Source organism: Enterobacter cloacae complex sp. SYL003 (assembly GCF_049236925.1).
GTDB lineage: Bacteria > Pseudomonadota > Gammaproteobacteria > Enterobacterales > Enterobacteriaceae > Enterobacter > Enterobacter intestinihominis.
Genome location: NZ_JBMKJK010000004.1, coordinates 75,305 through 94,776 on the forward strand (window position 1 = coordinate 75,305; position 19,472 = coordinate 94,776).

Annotated in this window: 2 protein-coding genes; both read right to left on the minus strand. The window is 61.2% G+C overall.

Features of this window, described 5'->3' with window-relative positions; genetic code table 11:
* Positions 1–13 precede the first annotated feature (13 nt).
* Complete coding sequence (locus ACOT1A_RS06675; protein ID WP_421625510.1) at positions 14–18,019, minus strand: Ig-like domain-containing protein; 18,006 nt, start codon at positions 18,017–18,019, stop codon at positions 14–16.
* Positions 18,020–18,139: 120 nt separating this feature from the next.
* On the minus strand, positions 18,140–19,471 hold the full coding sequence (locus ACOT1A_RS06680; protein WP_276170200.1) for a TolC family outer membrane protein: 1,332 nt from the start codon (positions 19,469–19,471) through the stop codon (positions 18,140–18,142).
* Position 19,472: the final 1 nt, after the last annotated feature.

A 19,472-nucleotide genomic window follows, 5' to 3' on the forward strand; every position in this document is an offset into this window, starting at 1 on the left:
CCGCGGCGTTGTTTTACGCAATTAACAGTTGATGATTTGCCAGCAGCGTCGCCAGATCCGTCTGCACGCCGTTCAGCGTCACCAGGGTGGTTGGCGAGAACTGGCCGCCCGTCCCGTCGAGGTCAACCTGGATCTCGGTGTTGCTGCCGTTCTGCACCACGCGGATGTAGTCAGCAATGTTGCCCGCGCTACTGTCCAGCGTCGCCACGCCGTTCACGTAGCTCGCCGAGCCGGTGCCGGTATAGCCGCTGTCGGAAAGCAGGTCGCGCAGATCGATGCGGTCCGTGTCTGCCGTCCCTTCCCAGGTACCGACGGTAAAGCCGTTCACCACATCGCTACCGTTGCCGCCCGTCGCGTCAGACGCGTTGATCAGCTTATAAAGCAGCGTGTCCTGACCGCCGCTGCCGATGTTGAAGGTGTCGTTACCGCCGCGGCCTTCGAACTGGTTATCACCGCTGTTGCCGGTGATCACGTCGTCATGGTCGGAGCCGTTAATCCCTTCAATATTCAACAACCGTGTGGTACCGAAGCCGGTGTCCTGCGCCGTAGAGAGGCGCAAATCAACAGTTATCCCAGAGGTGGCATTGCGGTAATCCACCACGTCCATGCCGCCGGTATTGCTCCAGGTGTCGTAGTCGGAATGGGTATTCCAGCCGCCGGAGCCGTTATAGGTATAGGTCCCATCCTCTGCGATAAAGGTGTCGTTATACCCGGTTCCGGTAATGGTTCCGCTGTGGCCGCCGGTGGCCGCTTCGGCGGTGAGAACATAACCCTCTTTGCCGTTGCTCGCGTCCAGGCCGGTCCAGGTGACGTTATCCGACACGCCGTTGGTGATCTTCACGATCTCCGCCGAGTAGGTTTCGTTCGGATCCAGCCCGTAGAAACTTACCTGCGCAGAGGTATCATTCGAGCCAATGCCGGACTGGGCGTTGATGATCTGCGAGGCCACCAGCACGCCCGCAGCGTTATACAGATTGACCGTGTTGCCATAGTAGGCGTTGATGCCTTCGCTATCGACAATGTGCAGATGCATCGCGGTACCGTCAGCGATCTCCGCATTGTTCTGCACCAGCACTACCTTGCCATTCTGCTGAGACACCAGCAGATCCTGCGCACCATCCCAGTTGTAGTCCACCGCGGCGACGCCGGTGACGTTCGCAAGCCCTGACGCCAGCTGGCTTGAAGTCCAGGTTGAACCGTAGCCGTTGTTGGTGAACAAGGTTGCCGTCTGCGAGCCGCCGTAGGTGCTGAGCTTGATGATGTCCATCTGCCCATCGCCGTTCCAGTCCACCGCCACCGACAAATAGCCCGCCGTGGCGTTAGAGGCTTCCACCGCGCTCCTGGTGGTGGATAGCTGCCCGGTACCGTCGTTATAGTAAATCACCCCGCCGTTGTTGTTGTAGCTGCTGCCCAGGTACAGGTCCATGTAGCCATCGCCGTTAAAGTCCGCCCACGTCATGGACGCCGCCGTGGTGGTACTCGAGGCGTTGGCCACAAACACGTTGGTCAGGTTCTGGCCAATGGAGAGCGTACCGTTCCCGTTGTTGTTTATCACGGTGAGCGAGTACGCCCCGCTGCGGTTGGTGTGCTGCACGATGTCCACGGTGCCGTCGTTGTTCAGGTCGACGCCGGAGATTTCACGTCCGGAATCGAACTGGCCGTAGAATCCACCTTCCCCGCCGGTGCCGTCCGGCGACAGAACGCCGTTGGTATTAACCAGGTAGGTCAGGGAGTCCATACCGGCATCTCCGTAGGCCAGATCCAGATAGCCATCCCCGGTTTTATCGTAGGCAATTACGCCGCCGTACCAGATAGTGGTCCCCATTGCCAGCTGGCTGGCGGTGTAACTGCTGCCATCGTAGGTCCACATCACCTGCGTAGAACCCGCGTAGGTGTTCTCAGTTGCGAAAATATCCTGGGTGCCGTTACGGTCAAAGTCGGCGGCGGTCTGACTCACCACGTAATAGCCACGGGTGTTGCTCAGCGTATTGCCGGCATAGGTCGAGCTATCGCTGCTGGAGTAAGACTGGCCGTTAGCAATGATATTCCACAGCCCGCTGCTATTGGTGCCCACCGTCATGGTCGAGTTGTTCGAGTTACCCGTCGTGGTCGCCCAGTCGGTATTCACCGAGGTGGTATCGATCACCAGGCTGCCGGTTGCCGTACCAGTGGTGTTACCGTTGCCCGCGCTACTCTTCACCTGCGCGGTTACGTCGTAGTTCGCCACGCTCAGGGCATCGCTGTCCGGGATCTGCAGATACCAGGTATTGTGATCCGGGTCGACTACCACCGCGCCGCCGGTCTGGGAGGTGTAGGTTTTCCCGTTCACCGTCACCACCAGATATTCACCGTTTACCAGGTCTGCGGAGACCGTACCGCTGACAATCGGCGTGGTATCCGAGGTGGTCTGGGCAGTAATCGCCGCCGTGGTGGTCGGGATGCTGGTATCGACGTTCAGCACAAAGCCATCCGATTCCGTGTAGTTACCGGCTTTGTCGGTGACGCGCAGAATGTAAGTGTGATTCCCGTCGAGCAGGCCGTTGTCCTGATAGGACCAGCTTGCGCTGCCGTTCATTGTGACCTGACCCAGCAAGATCCCGTCCCGGTAAAGCTGCACGATTTCGCCGTCTTCCGGAGCACGGTTAAGCGTACCGTTGATCAGCGGTGAGGTATCGTCTGTCGCGACTGATGCGCCGTACGTGCCCGTACGTTCACCTTCCCCGTCGGTATAGCTGACCACCGTTCCCACCGTTTCAGGCGGCGTGGTATCAACCGTTACCACCTGCGACGAGGTTGAGCCGACGTTGCCCGCCTGGTCGATGATCCGCACCTGCCAGGTGTAATCCCCGTCCGCCAGATCGCGGGTATCCGTATAGCTCCAGCGCTGGTTAGTGACGGCAGTGTCAATCCAGGTATTGCCGCCGTCGAGGCTGATCTGTACGCGCTCGTCGCTGGCCAGCGCGCTGCCCAACGAGCCGTTGATCGTCAGCGAGGTGTCCATGGTGATGAAATCACTCCCGGACTGCCCGGTATCTTCGCTGATGCTGTCAATGGTGATGCCGTACTGCGGCGCCTGGGTATCCACCGTCACGTCCTGCGTGGTGGTGGCCCCGACGTTGCCCGCCTGATCGACAACCCGCACTTGATAGCGGTAGTCGCCGTCGGCCAGGGTGCGCGCGTCGTTATAACTCCACCGGGTGCCGCTTACCGTGGCGTAAACCCAGGTAGTGCCGCCATCCATGCTCACCTGCACATACTCACCCGCCCCGAGTTCGGCCCCGAGCGTCCCGTTGAGCGTGTACGAGGTCGAACTGGTCAGGAAGTCGTTATTGTCGAAGCCGGTATCGACGGTGATGTTATCCACGGTCACCGTAATCGCCGCATCCGGCGCGACCGTATCGACCATCACCTGCTGATGAGCGCTGGCACCCACGTTGCCCGCCGCATCCACTACGCGAACGTAGTAGTCATAGGTCTGGTTACCCAGCGTGCGGCCGTCCACGTAGTACCAACTGTTGCCGGTGACGATCACGTTCTGCCAGCTGACTCCGCCGTCGATGCTAATCTGGGCATATTCGCCGTCGGCCAGCGTTGCGCCGAGCGAGCCGTGCAGCGTCAGGGAGGTATCATTGGTGATAAAGTCGCTGCTGCTCAGGCCGGTATCGTCGCTGATGCTGTCGATAGCGATCGTTTTGCTGGCGTCCGGCGCGACGGTATCAATGGTCACCACCTGGCTGGTGGTGGCGCTGATATTCCCCGCGTCGTCAATCACCCGCAGCTGGTAGTTGTAGTCTCCGTCGGCCAGCGTGCGGCCATCAACGTAGGTCCAGCTCAGACCGCTGACGCTCACGTCAGTCCAGGTCGCGCCACCGTCCAGGCTGATCTGCGCGTGGTCGCCGCTGCCCAGGGCCGCGCCGAGCGTCCCTTTCAGGCTAATCTGGTTGTCGCTGGTAATGAAGTCGCTGTCGGACAGGCCGGTATCCTGCGAGACGGAATCCACGGTAATGCTCGTCGCCGCAGGCTTAGTCAGATCGATTACCACGTCCTGGCTGTCCGTTGCCCCGACGTTGCCCGCGTTATCAATGACGCGCACCTGGTACGGGTACGTACCGTCCGTCAGGGTGCGGCCATCGGTGTAACGCCAGGTGGTGCCGGTCACGGTCAGGTCAATCCAGGTGACGCCGCCGTCGAGGCTGATCTGCGCCTTCTCGTTATTACCGAGCTGCGCGGTCAGGGAACCGTTCACCACCACCTGCTTATCGTTGGTGATGAAGTCACTCGCGCTCAGGCCGGTATCGTTTTGCAGGGAATCAATGCTGATCCCTATTGACGGTGCGGTGAGATCCACGGTGACGCTGTGGTTATCGCTGGCGCTGTTGCCGATGGCGTTGCTCACCTGCGCATTGATCACGTACGAACCGCCGTCCGCCAGCGCGGTCACGTCTGCGCTGCCGACCGTATAGCTCCAGGTGCCGTCATTTTGAACGGTAGCCGTGTAGGTTTTACCGTTAAGCGTAATGGTCACCGTCTGGCCCGCAGGCGCGTCGGTGGTGCCGCTGACAATCAGCGGCGTGCCGTGCTCGGCGGCGTTGACGATATCGTCCTGGGCAAAAGTGTTGATGACGATGGTCGGCACGTCGCCGTTCAGCGTCACGTCGTGTGTTGCGCTGCCCGGGTTACCCGCCTTATCGCTCACCGTAGCCGTAATGGTGTAATCCCCATCGCTCAGGCCGAGGAAGTCGCGGCCCGGCACGAAGACCGACCACGAACCGTCTGCTCCAACGGTCGCCTGATAGCTGTGCCCGTTGAAGGAGACGGTCACCGTCTGGCCCTGCTCCGCGGTGGTGGTCCCGCTAATAGTCTGCCCCGCCAGCTGCTCGGCGTTGTTGACGATATCGTCATCGGCCACGGTGCTGATGGTGACGGCTGGTGCGACGGTATCGACCGTTAAGGTATGGGTCGTCTGGCCGCTGTTACCGGCTTTATCGTTGACCACGGCGGTCACCGTCAGCGCACCCTGGCTCAGTGCGGCCAGATCTGCCGCCGGAACGTCCAGCGTCCAGGTGCCATCGTTGCCGACAAGCGCAGTGTAGGTTTTTCCGCCCAGCGTGACGGTCACCGTCTGGCCTGCTTCCGCGCTGGAAGAGCCGTGTACGGTGAGCGGCTGCTGAGCTTCCGCCGCATTCAACACGTCGTCGCCCGACAACGTGTTCACGCTAATCACCGGCGCGGTGGTGTCCACGCTGATGGTGTGCGTCGCCGAGGCGCTGTTCCCGGCGCTGTCCTGCGCCGAAACAGAAATCTGGTAGCTCGCGCCGTCGGCCAGAGCGCCCACGTCGGCGGCCGGAACGGTGGTCTGCCAGGCACCGTCGCTCTGAATGGTGGCCGTATAGCTCTTACCATTCAGGGTGATATTGACCTGCGTACCGCTGGCGAACTGCGCACTGGAACCGTTGATAACCAGCGACGCGCCCGCTTCTGCCGCATTGATCACGTCATCACCACTGAGGGTGTTGACGGTCAGCGCGACCGATGCGGTATTTACCACCACGTCATGGGTCTGAGTGCTGCTGTTGCCTGCGCTGTCGGTGATAGTCGCGCTGAGGGTTACGGTGCCGTCGGTCAGTGCGGAAATCACGCTGGCCGGAACGCCCACGCTCCAGTAACCGCTGGCGTCAACGGTGGTGGTGTACTGATTCGAACCGATGGTGATAATCAGCTTATCGCCGACGCTGGCGCCGGTTGCGGTGCCGCTGACGATCTGCGCCTGCCCGTGCTCCACGCTGTTGATGACGTCATCACCCGCCACGACGTTAAAGCTGACGGTCGGCGGCGTGGTATCAAGCGTAATCGCTTTACCCGCGCTGCCCGGGTTACCCGCGGCGTCACTCACGCTCACCTGCACGGTATAGCCGTTATCCGCCAGGTCGGACAGGTCTGTGCCCGGCACGTTAATGCTCCAGACGCCGCCCTGCTGAACCTGCGCGGTGTAGCTGTTCCCGCCGAAGGTTACGGTTACCGTCTGACCGACTTCCGCCGTGGTGGTGCCGGAAATGGCCACGCCCGCAGCCGCTTCGCTGCCGTTGATCACGTTGTCGCCTGCGACCGTGTCAATCATTACGGTTGGCGCGGTGGCATCTACACTGTATTCGCGGCCCGCCGAAGCGCTGTTGCCGTGCGCGTTGGTGATGCTCACCTGCACGCTGGCGTCGCCGTCTTTCAGACCCGCCAGATCCGAGGAAGGCACGCTCGCCATCCAGTTGCCGTCGGCATCGACTTTGGCGGTGTAAGACTTGCCGCCAAAGGTGATGGTCACGGTCTGGTTCTCTTCCACATTGGATGTGCTGCCGGAAAGCACCAGATCCGCGCCTTTCTCCGCCGCATTAATCACGTCGTCGGTGGCGATGGCATCGATGCTGATTGCCACGGCTGCCAGATCGACGGTGACGTCGTGGCTGATGGAGACCGGATTGCCCGCCGCGCTCTGGCCCGCTACGGTGACGGTCATCGTGCCTGCGGCCAGAGCGTCCACGTCTGCCGCCGGGATTGCCGCGGTCCAGGAGCCGTCTGCCAGTACCGACGCGGCATAGGTCTTGCCATTCAGGGTCACGGTGAGCGTAGTGCCCACCGCCAGCCCATCGCTTGAGCCAGTGACGATAAGATTCTGACCATGCTCAATGCTGTTGATCACGTCATCGCCCGCCACGGTATCCACGCGCAGCCCCGGCAGGCTGGCGTCGATAGTGATATCGCGCTCGCCCGTTCCCGAATTGCCATGGTCATTAGTGACGGTCGCTGACACCGTTAAATCGCCGTTGCCCAGCGCCGTCAGAACCGACTCAGGCACGTTCACGGACCAGGTCAGATCGCTCTGCACCGTCGCGGTGTAGCTGTTGCCGCCGATGGTCACCGTCACGGTGTTGCCCGCCTCAGCGTTCGTTACCCTGCCGCTGAGGGTCTGCCCCGCAGCCACTTCCGCCGCGTTAATCACGTTGTCGCCCGCCACTGTGTTGATGGTGACGGTTGGCAGCGCGGTGTCTACAAGCAGGTTCGCGGTATTGCTCACGCTGTTGCCCACGCCGTTGGTGGCGGTCGCGCTCAGGGTGTAGTTGGCTTCGCCCAGGCTCGCCAGATCCGCCGCCGGAACGGTCAGGCTCCAGGTGCCGTCTGCCGCAGTTGTCGCCGTGTAGTTTTTACCGTTCAGAATTACGGTCACCACGGTGCCTTCCGCCAGGTTGGCGCTGGTGCCGCTGACGCTCAGGTCCTGCCCTTTTTCTACCGCGTTCAGTACGTTGTCATCGCTGATGGCGTTAAAGCTGACCGACGGCAGACCGGTATCGACGGTCACATTATGCGTGCCGCTGCCGGTGTTGCCCGCCGCGTCGGTGACAGACGCAGTGACGGTCACGGTGCCGTCGCTGAGGACTGAAATGACGCTGGCCGGAACGCCCACGCTCCAGTTACCCGCCGCGTCCAGCACGGTGGTATAAGTCTGGCCGCCGATCGTGACGGTGACCTTATCGCCCGCTGCCGCGCCGGTGGCGGAGCCGCTGACGATCTGCGCCTGATTGTGTTCAGCCGCGTTAATCACATCGTCACCTGCAACGGTGTGGATGGTCACCCCAGGAACGGTCACATCCACCGTCAGAGTGTGATCAACCGATGCCGGGTTACCCGCCTTGTCGCTGACTGAGGCAGTGACCGTCACGCTGCCGTCGGTTAATCCTGCCAGATCCGCCGCCGGAACGTTCAGCGTCCAGCTGCCGTCCGCGCTCACGGTTGTGGTGTAATCTTTGCCGTTCAGCGACACGGTCAGCGTCTGGCCCGCTTCGGCGGTGCTGGTGCCGGAGATTGCCAGGTTTGACTGCGCTTCCGTGGCGTTGAGGATATCGTCTGTGGCAATCGTGTTGATGGTCACGGACGGCGCGGTAGCATCCACGCTGTACTCGTGGCCCGCAGACGCGCTGTTGCCGTTCACGTTGGTGACGCTCACCTGCACGCTGGCGTCGCCATCCTTCAGGCCAGCCAGATCCGCTGACGGCACGGTGTAAGTCCAGTTGCCGCTGTCGTCCACGGTGGTGGTGTAGATCCTGCCGTTCAGACTGATGGTCACGGTCTGCCCGGCTTCCACGTTGGTGGTCGCACCGGACAGCACCAGATCCGCGCCCTTCTCCGCCGCGTTAATCACGTCGTCGGTGGCAAGCGCATTGATGCTGATGGCAACGGTAGCCAGATCCACGGTCACATCGTGGCTGATGGTGATCGGGTTACCCGCCGCGCTGTCGCCGGTAACGCTGATTTTCACGGTGCCTTCCGGCCACGCGCTCACGTCGGTGGACGGGATCGCCGCGCGCCAGGTGCCGTCTGCCAGTACCGTTGCCGCGTAATCTTTACCGTTGACGGTAACCGTCAGCGCCGTGCCCGGCGCCAGCCCGTCGCTGGAGCCTGAAACAATCAGGTTCTGCGCGTGCTCAATGGTGTTGATCACGTCATCACCCGCCACGGTATTCACGCGCAGGCCCGGCAGGTTAGCGTCGATAGCGATCTCGCGCTCGCCGGTCCCGGTGTTGCCGTGGCCGTTGGTGACGGTTGCCGTCACGCTCAGGCTGCCGTTGCCGAGTGCGGTCAGCACGTCAGACGGCACGTTGACGGACCAGGACAGATTGTTCTGCACCGTTGCGGTGTAGCTGTGGCCGCCGATAGTCACCGTCACGGTGTTGCCCGCTTCGGCATTCGCCACGGTGCCGCTCAGGGTCTGACCTGCCGCCACTTCCGCCGCGTTGATGACGTTGTCGCCCGCCACGGTGTTGATGGTGACGGTTGGCAGCGCGGTGTCCACCAGCAGGTTCGCGGTGTTGCTCACGCTGTTGCCCACGCCGTTGGTGGCGGTCGCGTTCAGGGTGTAACTGGCCTGACCGAGACCGGCCAGATCCGCCGCCGGAACCGTCAGGCTCCAGGTGCCGTCTGCCGCAGTTGTCGCCGTGTAGTTTTTGCCGTTCAGGGTCACGGTCACCACGGTGCCTTCCGTCAGGTTGGCGCTGGTGCCGCTGACGCTCAGATCCTGCCCTTTTTCAACGGCGTTCAGGACGTTGTCATCGCTGATTGCGTTGAAATTGACCGATGGCAGACCGGTATCGACGGTCACGTTATGGGTGCCGCTGCCGGTGTTGCCCGCCGCGTCGGTGACAGACGCAGAGACGGTCACCGTACCGTCGCTGAGGCCTGAAATCACATTTGCCGGAACGCCCACGCTCCAGTTACCCGCCGCGTCCAGCACGGTGGTGTAAGTCTGGCCGCCGATCGTGACGGTGACCTTATCGCCCGCCGCCGCGCCGGTGGCGGAACCGCTGATAATCTGTGCCTGCTTGTGTTCAGCCACGTTAATCACATCGTCACCTGCCACGGTGTGAATGGTCACCGCAGGAACGGTCACATCCACCATTAGAGTGTGATCAACCGATGCCGGGTTACCCGCCTTGTCGCTGACTGAGGCAGTGACCCTCACGCTGCCGTCGGTTAATCCTGCCAGATCCGCCGCCGGAACGTTCAGCGTCCAGCTGCCGTTCGCGCTGACGGTTGTGGTGTAATCTTTGCCGTTCAGCGACACGGTCAGCGTCTGGCCTGCTTCGGCGGTGCTGGTGCCGGAAATTGCCAGGTCTGACTGCGCTTCTGAGGCGTTGAGGATATCGTCTGTGGCAATCGTGTTGATGGTCACGGACGGCGCGGTAGCATCCACGCTGTACTCGCGGCCCGCCGAGGCGCTGTTGCCGTTCACGTTGGTGACGCTTACCTGCACGCTGGCATCACCCTCTTTCAGACCGGTCAGATCCGAAGATGGCACAGTGGCGGTCCATTTACCCTCAGCGTCCACCGTGGCGGTGTAGTTCTTGCCGCCGAAGGCGATGGTGACGGTTTGATTTTCCTCCACGTTCGCAGTGGTGCCGGAGAGCACCAGATCCGCGCCCTTCTCGGCGGCGTTGATCACGTCATCGGAAGCGATGGCGTCAATGCTGACGGCGACGTTTGCCAGATCCACCGTCACATCATGGTTGATAGTCACCGGATTGCCCGCGCTGGTCTGCCCTTCAACGGTCACGGTGACCGTGCCTGCGGCAAGGGCACTCACGTCCGCTGAAGGGATCGCCGCACTCCAGGTGCTATCTGCCAGCACGGTAGCCGGATAGGTTTTACCGTTTACGGTGACGGTCAGCGCCGTACCCGCCGTCAGGCCGTCGCTTGAACCCGTGATAATCAGATTCTGCCCGTGTTCGATGCTGTTAATCACGTCATCGCCCGCCACGGTGTCCACGCGCAGGCCCGGCAGATTCGCGTCTATCACGATTTCGCGCTCGCCCGTTCCGCTATTGCCCACGCCGTTGGTGACACTGGCTGACACGGTTAAATCGCCGTTGCCCAGCGCGGTCAGCACAGACTCCGGCACGCTAACGGACCAGGTGAGATCGCTCTGCACCGTTGCGGTGTAGCTGTTGCCGCCAATGGTCACGGTCACGGTGTTACCCGCTTCGGCATTCACCACCTTACCGCTGATGGTCTGGCCGGTTGCCAGCTCCGCAGCGTTGATCACGTCGTCGCCCGCCACGGTGTTGATGATGACGCCCGGCAGAACGGATTCCACGTTCACGGTGTGCGAGGTGCTGGTGCTGTTACCGACGCTGTCCGTCGCGGAGGCCGACACGGTGTAAAGCGCTTCACCCAGTTGCCCCACCTCGCTCGCCGGAACGGTTGTAGTCCATTGGCCATTGGTAGCTACCGTGGCGCTGTACGCTTTGCCGTTGAGCATCACGGTCACCACCGCGCCCGCCGCCAGCCCGGAAGCCGTACCGGAGATCGTCAAATCCTGGGTTTTCTCGGTGTTGTTGATCACATCGTCACCGGACACGGTGTCAATGGTCAGCACCGGCGCGGTGAGGTTGACTTCAACCTCGTGCGTTGTGCTGTTGCTGTTTCCGGCTTTATCGGTCAGCGCCGCGGTGATGGTGTGATCCCCTGCGGTCAGAGCACTCACGTCCGCCGCAGGCACGCCCACGTTCCACCTGCCGGAAGCGTCCAGGGTCGCCGTGTAATCTTTGTTATTGATGGTGACCGTCACCACGTCGCCCGCCTCCGCACCGGTCACGGAACCGGTGACAATCAGCGCCTGCGCATGCTCGGCGCTGTTGATCACGTCGTCGTCGGAAACGGTGTTAATGGTCAGCTGTGGCACCGTGGTATCCACCAGCACATCGCGGTCCGCCGAGGCCGGGTTACCCGCCTTATCCGCGACGGCTGCCGTGATGGTGTAATCGCCGTCGGAAATCGCGCCGACATCCGCAGACGGTACGGTGACGCTCCAGCTGCCGTTCGCCTGTACGGTGGTGGTGTAGTCCACGCCGTTCAGCGTCACGGTCACGGTCTGGCCCGCTTCGGCGTTGGAGACACCGTTAACGACCAGATCCTGCTGCGCTTCGGCCGCGTTGATGATGTTGTTGTTGCTGACGATCTCGATGGACACCGTCGGCGCGGTGGCGTCCACGCTGTACTCGCGGCCCGCCGAGGCGCTGTTGCCGTTCACGTTGGTGACGCTGACCTGCACGCTGGCGTCGCCGTCTTTCAGGCTACCTAAATCGGCAGACGGTACGGTCGCCGTCCAGTTGCCGCTGGCATCCACCGTCGCGGTGTACAACTTGCCGCCGAAGGTGATGGTAACGGTCTGGTTTTCTTCCACGTTGGTGGTCGAGCCAGACAGCACCAGGTCCGCGCCTTTCTCAGCCGCGTTGATTACGTCGTCCGAGGCTATCGGGTTAATGCTGATGGCGACTGCCGCCAGATCCACCTTCACGTCATGGCTGATGGAAACCGGATTACCCGCCGCGCTCTGGCCGTCAACGGTCACGGTGACTGTACCTGCGCTCAGCGCGCCGACGTCAGCCGCCGGAATAGCCGCCGTCCAGGTGCCGTCCGCCAGCACGGTTGCCGCGTAGGTTTTGCCGTTGACGGTGACCGTCAGCGCCGATCCGCTCGCCAGCCCGTCGCTGGAGCCGGTGATAATCAGGTTTTGAGTATGCTCGATGCTGTTGATCACATTGTCGCCTGCCACGGTATCCACGCGCAGGCCCGGCAGGCTGGCATCAATCGTGATGTCGCGCTCGCCGGTGCCGGTGTTGCCGTGGCCGTTGGTCACGCTCGCTGTTACGGTGAGATCGCCGTTACCGATAGCGGTTAAGACGTCAGATGCCACGTTAACCGACCAGCTCAGATCGTCCTGAACCGTCGCGGTATAGGTGTTGCCCCCGATACCGATCGTGACAGTGTCACCGCTCGCCGCGCCGCTCACTTTCCCGCTCAGGGTTTGTCCGGAAGCCACTTCCGCTGCGTTAATCACGTCGTCGGTGGCAACTGCATTAATGGTGACCTGCGGCAGCGCGCTGTCGACCAGCACGCTATGGCTGGTGTTCGTGCTATTACCCGCGGTATCGGTCACGCTGGCCGTCACGCTGTAGCTCGCTTCGCCCAGTGCCGAGACGTTTGCCGCCGGAACGGTGACGCTCCAGTTACCGCTGGCATCGGTGGTGGCGGCGTAACTGATACCGTTCAGGGTTACGGTGATGCGGGTCCCGTCCGGCTGGTTGCTGGTGCCGGAGACCAGCAGATCCTGACCTTTCTCGGTCGCGTTGATCACGTCGTCAACCGCCAGGGTAGTGATGGCAATCACCGGCGCGGTCAGGGAGACGTCAAACGCGTGCGTCGCGCTGGTGCTGTTGCCCGCTTTATCGGTGAGCGTGGCGGAGATCGTTTGATCGCCGTTAGCCAGCGCGCCCACGTCCGCCGCCGGAACGCCCACGCTCCAGTTACCGGCACCGTCCAGCATGGCGGTGTAGTCTTTGCCGTTCAGGGTCAGGGTAATCACATCGCCCGCCTGCGCGCCCGTCACCTTGCCGGTGACAATCAGCGCCTGGCCGTGCTCGGCAATATTAACAATGTCGTCGCCCGCCACAATGTTGAAGGTAATCTGCGGCACGGTAGTGTCGACCAGCACGGACGCCCCCGCGCTGGCCGGGTTGCCCGCTTTATCGGACACGGTCGCCGTGACCGCCGCGCTACCGTCTGCGATCCCCGCCAGATCCGCCGCCGGTACATCCAGCGTCCAGCTGCCGTTTGCCTGCACCTGGGCGGTGTACTGATTGCCGTTGAAGGTCACGGTGACCGTCTGGCCTGCTTCGGCAGTAGACGTCCCGCTCAGGGTCAGGTCCTGCGCCGCCTCTGCCGCATTTAGCATGTTGTCGCCGCTGATGGTGTTGATGGTGACCGCTGGCGCGGCGGTATCGACGCTGAATGCCTGCGAGGAAGAGGCCGCGTTGCCGTTCATGTTGGTTACGCTGACCTGTACGCTGGCGTCGCCATCCTTCAGGCCGCTCAGATCGGCAGCCGGTACGGTGCAGGTCCAGTCGCCGTTGGCATCGACCATCGTGGTCCAGGTTTTACCCGCAAAGATAATGGTAACGGTCTGGCCCGCTTCAACGTTCGAGGAGGAGCCGGACAGCACCAGATCCTGGCCTTTTTCTGCCGCGTTCAGCACGTTGTCGTCCGTCACGCTGTTGATGCTTATCGCCACCGGGGCGAGATCGACATCCACCACGGTACCGATGTTCACCGGGTTGCCGGAGGTATCCTGCGCGCTGGCGCTGATGGTGAGCGACCCGTCCTCCCACCGGGAGACGTCCGCGGCCGGAACCGCAGCCTGCCAGGTGCCGTCCGCCAGTACCGAGGCGGAATAACTCTTGCCGTTGATGGTCACGGTGACGGTGCTACCCGCCGCCATGTCGGTGCTGGTGCCGGAGATAACCAGGTTCTGCGCGTGTTCAATAACGTTAATGACGTCGTCACCGGCGACGGTATCAATGCGCAGGCCGGGCAACTGGGCGTCAATGGTGACATCCAGGGAAGACGATCCGGTATTACCGTGCGCGTTCGTCACGCTGGCCGATACGGTCAGTTCGCCGTTGCCGAGCGCGGTTAACTGACTCTGGGTTAACGGCAGGCTCCAGGTGAGATCGTCCTGTACGGTAGCCGTGTATGTCTGCCCGCCGATGATAATGGTGACGGTATCGCCCGATGCCGCGTTCGATACTTTCCCGGTCAGGGTTTGCCCTGCGGCCACTTCCGCCGCGTTAACGATATTGTCGCCCGCGACGTTGTTGAGGGTAACAACCGGCAGCGAGCTGTCCACCAGCACATCGTGCGTGGCAGAGGCGCTGTTGCCCACAATATCGGTGACGCTCGCCGTCACGGTGTAATTGGCTTCACCCAGCGCGCTCACCGCAGAGGCGGGTACGGTAACGCTCCAGTTGCCACTGGCGTCGGTGGTGGCTGCATAGTTGATACCGTTCAGATTAACGGTGATGGTGGTTCCTTCCGGCTGGTTGCTGGTACCGGAAAGCAGCAGATCTTCGCCCTTCTCTGCCGCATTGATCACGTCATCCGCTGCCAGCGTATTAATACCGATTACAGGCGTGACTGTATTGACCACCACATCCACTGAACTGCTGCCGGTGTTGCCGGACCGATCGGTCACGGAGACGTTAATGGTCCAGGTGCCGTCCGTCAGCCCCTGAACGACGGACGCAGGCAGGCCGAGGCTCCAGTTGCCCGCCGCATCCACCACGGTGGTGTAGTCCACGTTATTGATGGTGATGATGACCAAATCACCCGCCGCCGCGCCGGTGACGGAGCCGCTCAGGATCTGCGCCTGTGAATGGGCCAGCTGGTTAACGGTGTTGGTGTCGGTGACGAAATCGTTGATGGTCACCTGCGGCACGGTGGCATCCACCAGCCCAACGCGGTCCGCGCTGCTGCTGTTGCCCGCCACGTCACTGACGGTGGCCGTGACGGTGACATTGCCATCGGTCAGCGCGCCAACGTCGGCGGCAGGCACGTTCAACTGCCAGCGACCGTCCGCCTGGACCGTGGTCTGGTAAGATTTACCGTTCAGCGTCACGGTGACCGTCTGGCCCGCTTCAGCGGTTGTGCTGCCGCTGAGCACCAGATCCTGCTGCGCTTCTGCCGCATTAATGATGTTGTCGTCGGTCAGGTTATCAAGCGTAATGGCTGGCGGCTGTGTATCGACAATCACCACGCGTGAGGCGTCCGCGCTGTTGCCGTTGACGTTAGTCACGCTGACGCTCACCTGCGCCCGCCCGTCGATCAGCGTTTCCATCGCGCTCGCCGGAACGGTCAGGCGCCAGGAGCCGTCCTGCTGCACCTTTGCGGTAAAGGTTTGATCCGCGAATTTCACCACCACGGTTTGCCCGGCCTCTACGCCCTGCGTTTGACCGGAAAGCGTGACATCCGCGCCTTTTTCCGCCGCGTTGAGCCTATCGTCAGTGGTTACGGTATCGATGGTGACGGCCACCGCGTTCAGGTCAAGCTCGATCGGGTGTTCAGCCGCCACGGTGTTGCCCCAGGCATCTTCCGCACTGACGCTGACGGTCATGCCTACCGCCGTCCATGCCTGAAGGTCCGCCGACGGCACGCCAATCTGCCAGCTGCCGCTGGCGTTAACCGTGGTGACGTATTCAACATTATTGATGGTGACGGTGATCTGTGTGCCTTCGGCCAGATGAGTGCTGGAGCCGGTCACGGCCAGATCCTGCTGCTGTTCAATGGCGTTAATCACGTCATCGCCAGAGATCGTGTTCACGCGCAGGCCCGGCAGTTCGGCGTTGATGTTGATATCACGTTCGCCGGTGCCGGTGTTGCCGTGCGCATTGGTGACAGAGGCGCTGAAGGTTAAATCGCCGTCGCCAAACGCCTGAAGGTCGGCCGATGGGATGGTCACGCTCCATTTCAGGTCGCTGCCAACCGTCGCGGTGTAGCTCTTGCCGCCCACGGTGACAGAGACGGTATCGCCCGCCGCCGCGCCGGTGACGCGTCCGCTGAGGGTTTGGTCAACCGCCGCTTCGGCGTTATTGACCAGGTTATCCCCGGCAAAGGTGTTGAGGATCACCTGCGGCAACGCGGTATCGACCAGCAGATTCGCCTCGGCGGAGCCGCTGTTACCCACGCTGTCGGTGCCGCTGACGCTCACGGTGTAAAGGGTATTCGCCAGATCCAGCACGTCGGAAACCGGCACCTGAACGGACCAGCTACCATTCTCAACGGTGGCCTGATAGTTAACGTTGTTCAACGTCACGGTGACAGCGCTGCCGTTCGGCAGATTACTGGTCCCGCTCAGGCTCAGAGGCTGCATGGCCTCCTGCGCATTCAGGACGTTATCCTGGCTGATGGGGTCAAGGGTGAATTCCGGCGGGTTGCCGCTGAGCGTAATGCCGTGCGTCGCGCTGCCGGTGTTGCCCGCCGCATCGGTCACGGAGACCGAAATGCTGTGGCTACCTTCACCCAGCGCGCCAATGACAGAGGCAGGCACGCCGACGCTCCAGCTGCCGTCCGCCTGGACGACACCGGTAAAGGTCTTGCCGCCAACGGTCACGGTGACAACGTCGCCCGCCGCCGCGCCGTTCGCCTGGCCGGAAATAATCTGAGCCTGCCCCTGCTCGCTGGTGTTCAGAATGTCGTCGCCCGCGACAGTGTTGATAGTGACCACTGGCGCTGCGGTATCGACCGTGAAATCGGCGGTGGTGGAGGCCCCGTTACCCGCTTTGTCGCTGACGTTTGCCGTCAGGGTGTGCTCGCCGTTAGCCATCGCCTGTACTTCACTGGCCGAAAGCGTAACGGACCAGGTGCCGTCGCTGCCCACGGTCGCCGTGTGATTTTTGCCGTTCAGCGTGACCGTCACAATCTGGCCCGCTTCCGCATCGGTTTTTCCGGTCAGCGTCAGCGGCTGATTATGTTCAGCCGCGTTGATGATGTTGTCCTGGGCGATTGTGTCGACAGAAATTGCTGGCGCAGCGGTATCGACGCCAATCGTCTGGCTGCCGGTCACGGTGTTGCCCGCCGCGTCTTTGCCGCTGACGTTGACCGTCCAGGTACCATCGCCCAGCGCCTGCGCGTCAGCAGCAGGCACCTTCACGCTCCATGCGCCGTTTGCCCCTACTTCTGCGGAATAGGTTTTACCGTTCAGCGTGACGGTAAGCGCCATTCCCTGCGCCAGGTTTTTGCTGGTGCCGGACAGCGTAAAGCCAGCGGCCTGCTCGCTGGCGTTGATCACGTTATCGCCCGCCGTGGTGGCGAGCGTCACGCTGGTATCCGCTGTAGAAACGGTTACGGTAATACTGCCCGCAGAGGTCGTTTTACTGCCGTCGATCTGGACGACGGACCAGGTATGTTCCCCCTCCGCCTGGGTCGGAAGTGTTACCGTCCAGGTGCCGTCCTTTGCGACCATGGTGCTGGCGATGGTGCTGCCGCTGCTGTCTTTAACCTGAATGGTCGCGCCCGGCTGCCCGGTACCGCTGAAGGTTGGGGTGTTATCATCCGTGACCTCTTTTGCACTCAGCACCCCCTGCTTGTCACCCGCGTTATCCGTCAGCAAAAATGTTGGCGTGGCGCTTTCGACTTCTTTCGTATTATCAATAACTTTTGTTTTGGTTTCGCCGTCACCGCCGTGAGCCAGCAGTGCGCCAATCGCACCGCCTCCCAACGCCGCTCCGGCAATCCAGCCCCACGGCGCATCGCTTAAGACGCTTCCCTGCTCCAGAAAAGGTTCAATGCTGCTAATGGGTGCAGCCTGGGCGGTTAATTCGGTGGCGGCAACGCCTGATGCTTCCCCGGCATCGGCAAATGAAATATGCGTCAACTCCTGGTTATCGTTAAATACCAGTTCGGAATGATTATGGGTTTCCGTGTCTTCGACAAAATAATTATTGCAGCGGATCACGCTGCCATCTTTCATATAAATGAGGAGGTCATTCCCCTGGCGGACATAACGCACCACGTCCTGAGCAGAACCCTGAATTTCAATCACGCTCGGCGATGAAATAGAGACCGAGAGATTCCCTTCACCGGTTAATTTCGTTTTTTCTGCCGTTTTTCGAATGATAACATCAACAACTTTTGCGTTACTCATATTCTTCTCCTTGCAGGTGCGCGTATTCCTGTGGTTATGTCCACCAGAGGGATGTAACTATCCCTGGGAAAAACCACCCATTATTGTCTGACTTATTTCGCGCAGAAAGGCGCGCCTTTTTTAACTCAAATCAGGTAATTTCGCGGCAGCGTTTTTCTCTATTCCGATAAGCGGCATGAGATTATCCACCGCGGAGGCGTAATTAATCGCCGCGCTCCAGCCATCGTATTCAGCCATTATTTTCGCTGAGGTGGCAGACCAGACATCCTGCTCCACGCTGAGCAGATCGTTAATGCTGCGCTTGCTCAGGGTATATTCATTTTTGTAGACGTCGCGGGCGCGCAACGCATTTTCCAGCTGACGTTTTCCGGCCTCCATACGTCCTTGCGCCCCGGTCCAGTCGGCCTGTGCGACGGAGGCTTTTTGCAGGACATCAAAACGGGCCTGATCGACCTGAGACGATGCCATTGCCCTTGCGCCCTCGGCCTGACGGACGCGCGCCGAGACCGCGCCGCCCTGATAAAGCGGTGCATCAATATTGAGCTGGATCTGATCATCCCAGTACGCGCGATTATCAGACTCGTACCGGGTGCGGCCCCCTTTCAGGCTTAAGGTTGGCCAGTGCTGAGACTTCGCGGTTTCTACGCCGTACTGGGCTGATCGCTCCATGTTCTGCGCGGCCATCACCGTTGGGATCAGTGAATAATCAATTCGATTGAGAGAATCCGGCTCCACGGCCAGACCTCCCGGAACCGGTGAATAGCGTTCAGCCTGTATGCCAGTTAATACCGCCAGCCGCGCGCGGGCGCTGTTCAGTGACGCATTGTACTGCTCTACCGTCGCCTGCATTCCGGCAATACGGGTGCGGGTCTGAAGCTCATCAGAGGTGGAGCTTACGCCTGCATCGGCGCGGAGTTTTGCCAGCTGCTCAACGTTTTTAAGCGCCTGCACGTTCTCTGTTGCCGCCTGTAGCAGATCGCTGTAGCGTTTCACTTCCACATAGCTGAGGGTCGTTTTTTCCGCGACGGCAGACATCGTGCTCATCAGCTGGTAGCGATAGCTGTCACGCTGAGCTGAAGACTGGCTGATGCTGTTATTGGTCTTGCCAAAATCGTACACAAGCTGCGTCAGGCTCAGCCCCCAGGCTGCGGAATTTCGCAACGAGCCGCTCGAATCGGTGGTCTGGCTGTGACCCGTACTCCCGTTCAGGGCTATTTGTGGCATCCAGCCACTACGCGCTTCGTCTATTTGTGCCTGGCCAATCCCCAGCTGTGCAGCCTGCTGACTCACCGACGGGTCGCGGTCAAGAGCGAAAAGAATACTTTCTTTCATCGTCATTGCCGCAACGGGAGATATTCCTACCAGACCGTTAGTTGCATGAGCCGCTGTCACCACCAGTGAAATTAAGGTCAGGGAAGCAGATAATCTGAGCATCCTGTTATTGCATTTCATC

Coding starts and splice junctions, on each gene's coding strand:
- ACOT1A_RS06675 (WP_421625510.1), bottom strand. CDS start 18,019: ATGAGTAACGCAAAAGTTGTTGATGTTATCATTCGAAAAACGGCAGAA.
- ACOT1A_RS06680 (WP_276170200.1), bottom strand. CDS start 19,471: ATGAAATGCAATAACAGGATGCTCAGATTATCTGCTTCCCTGACCTTA.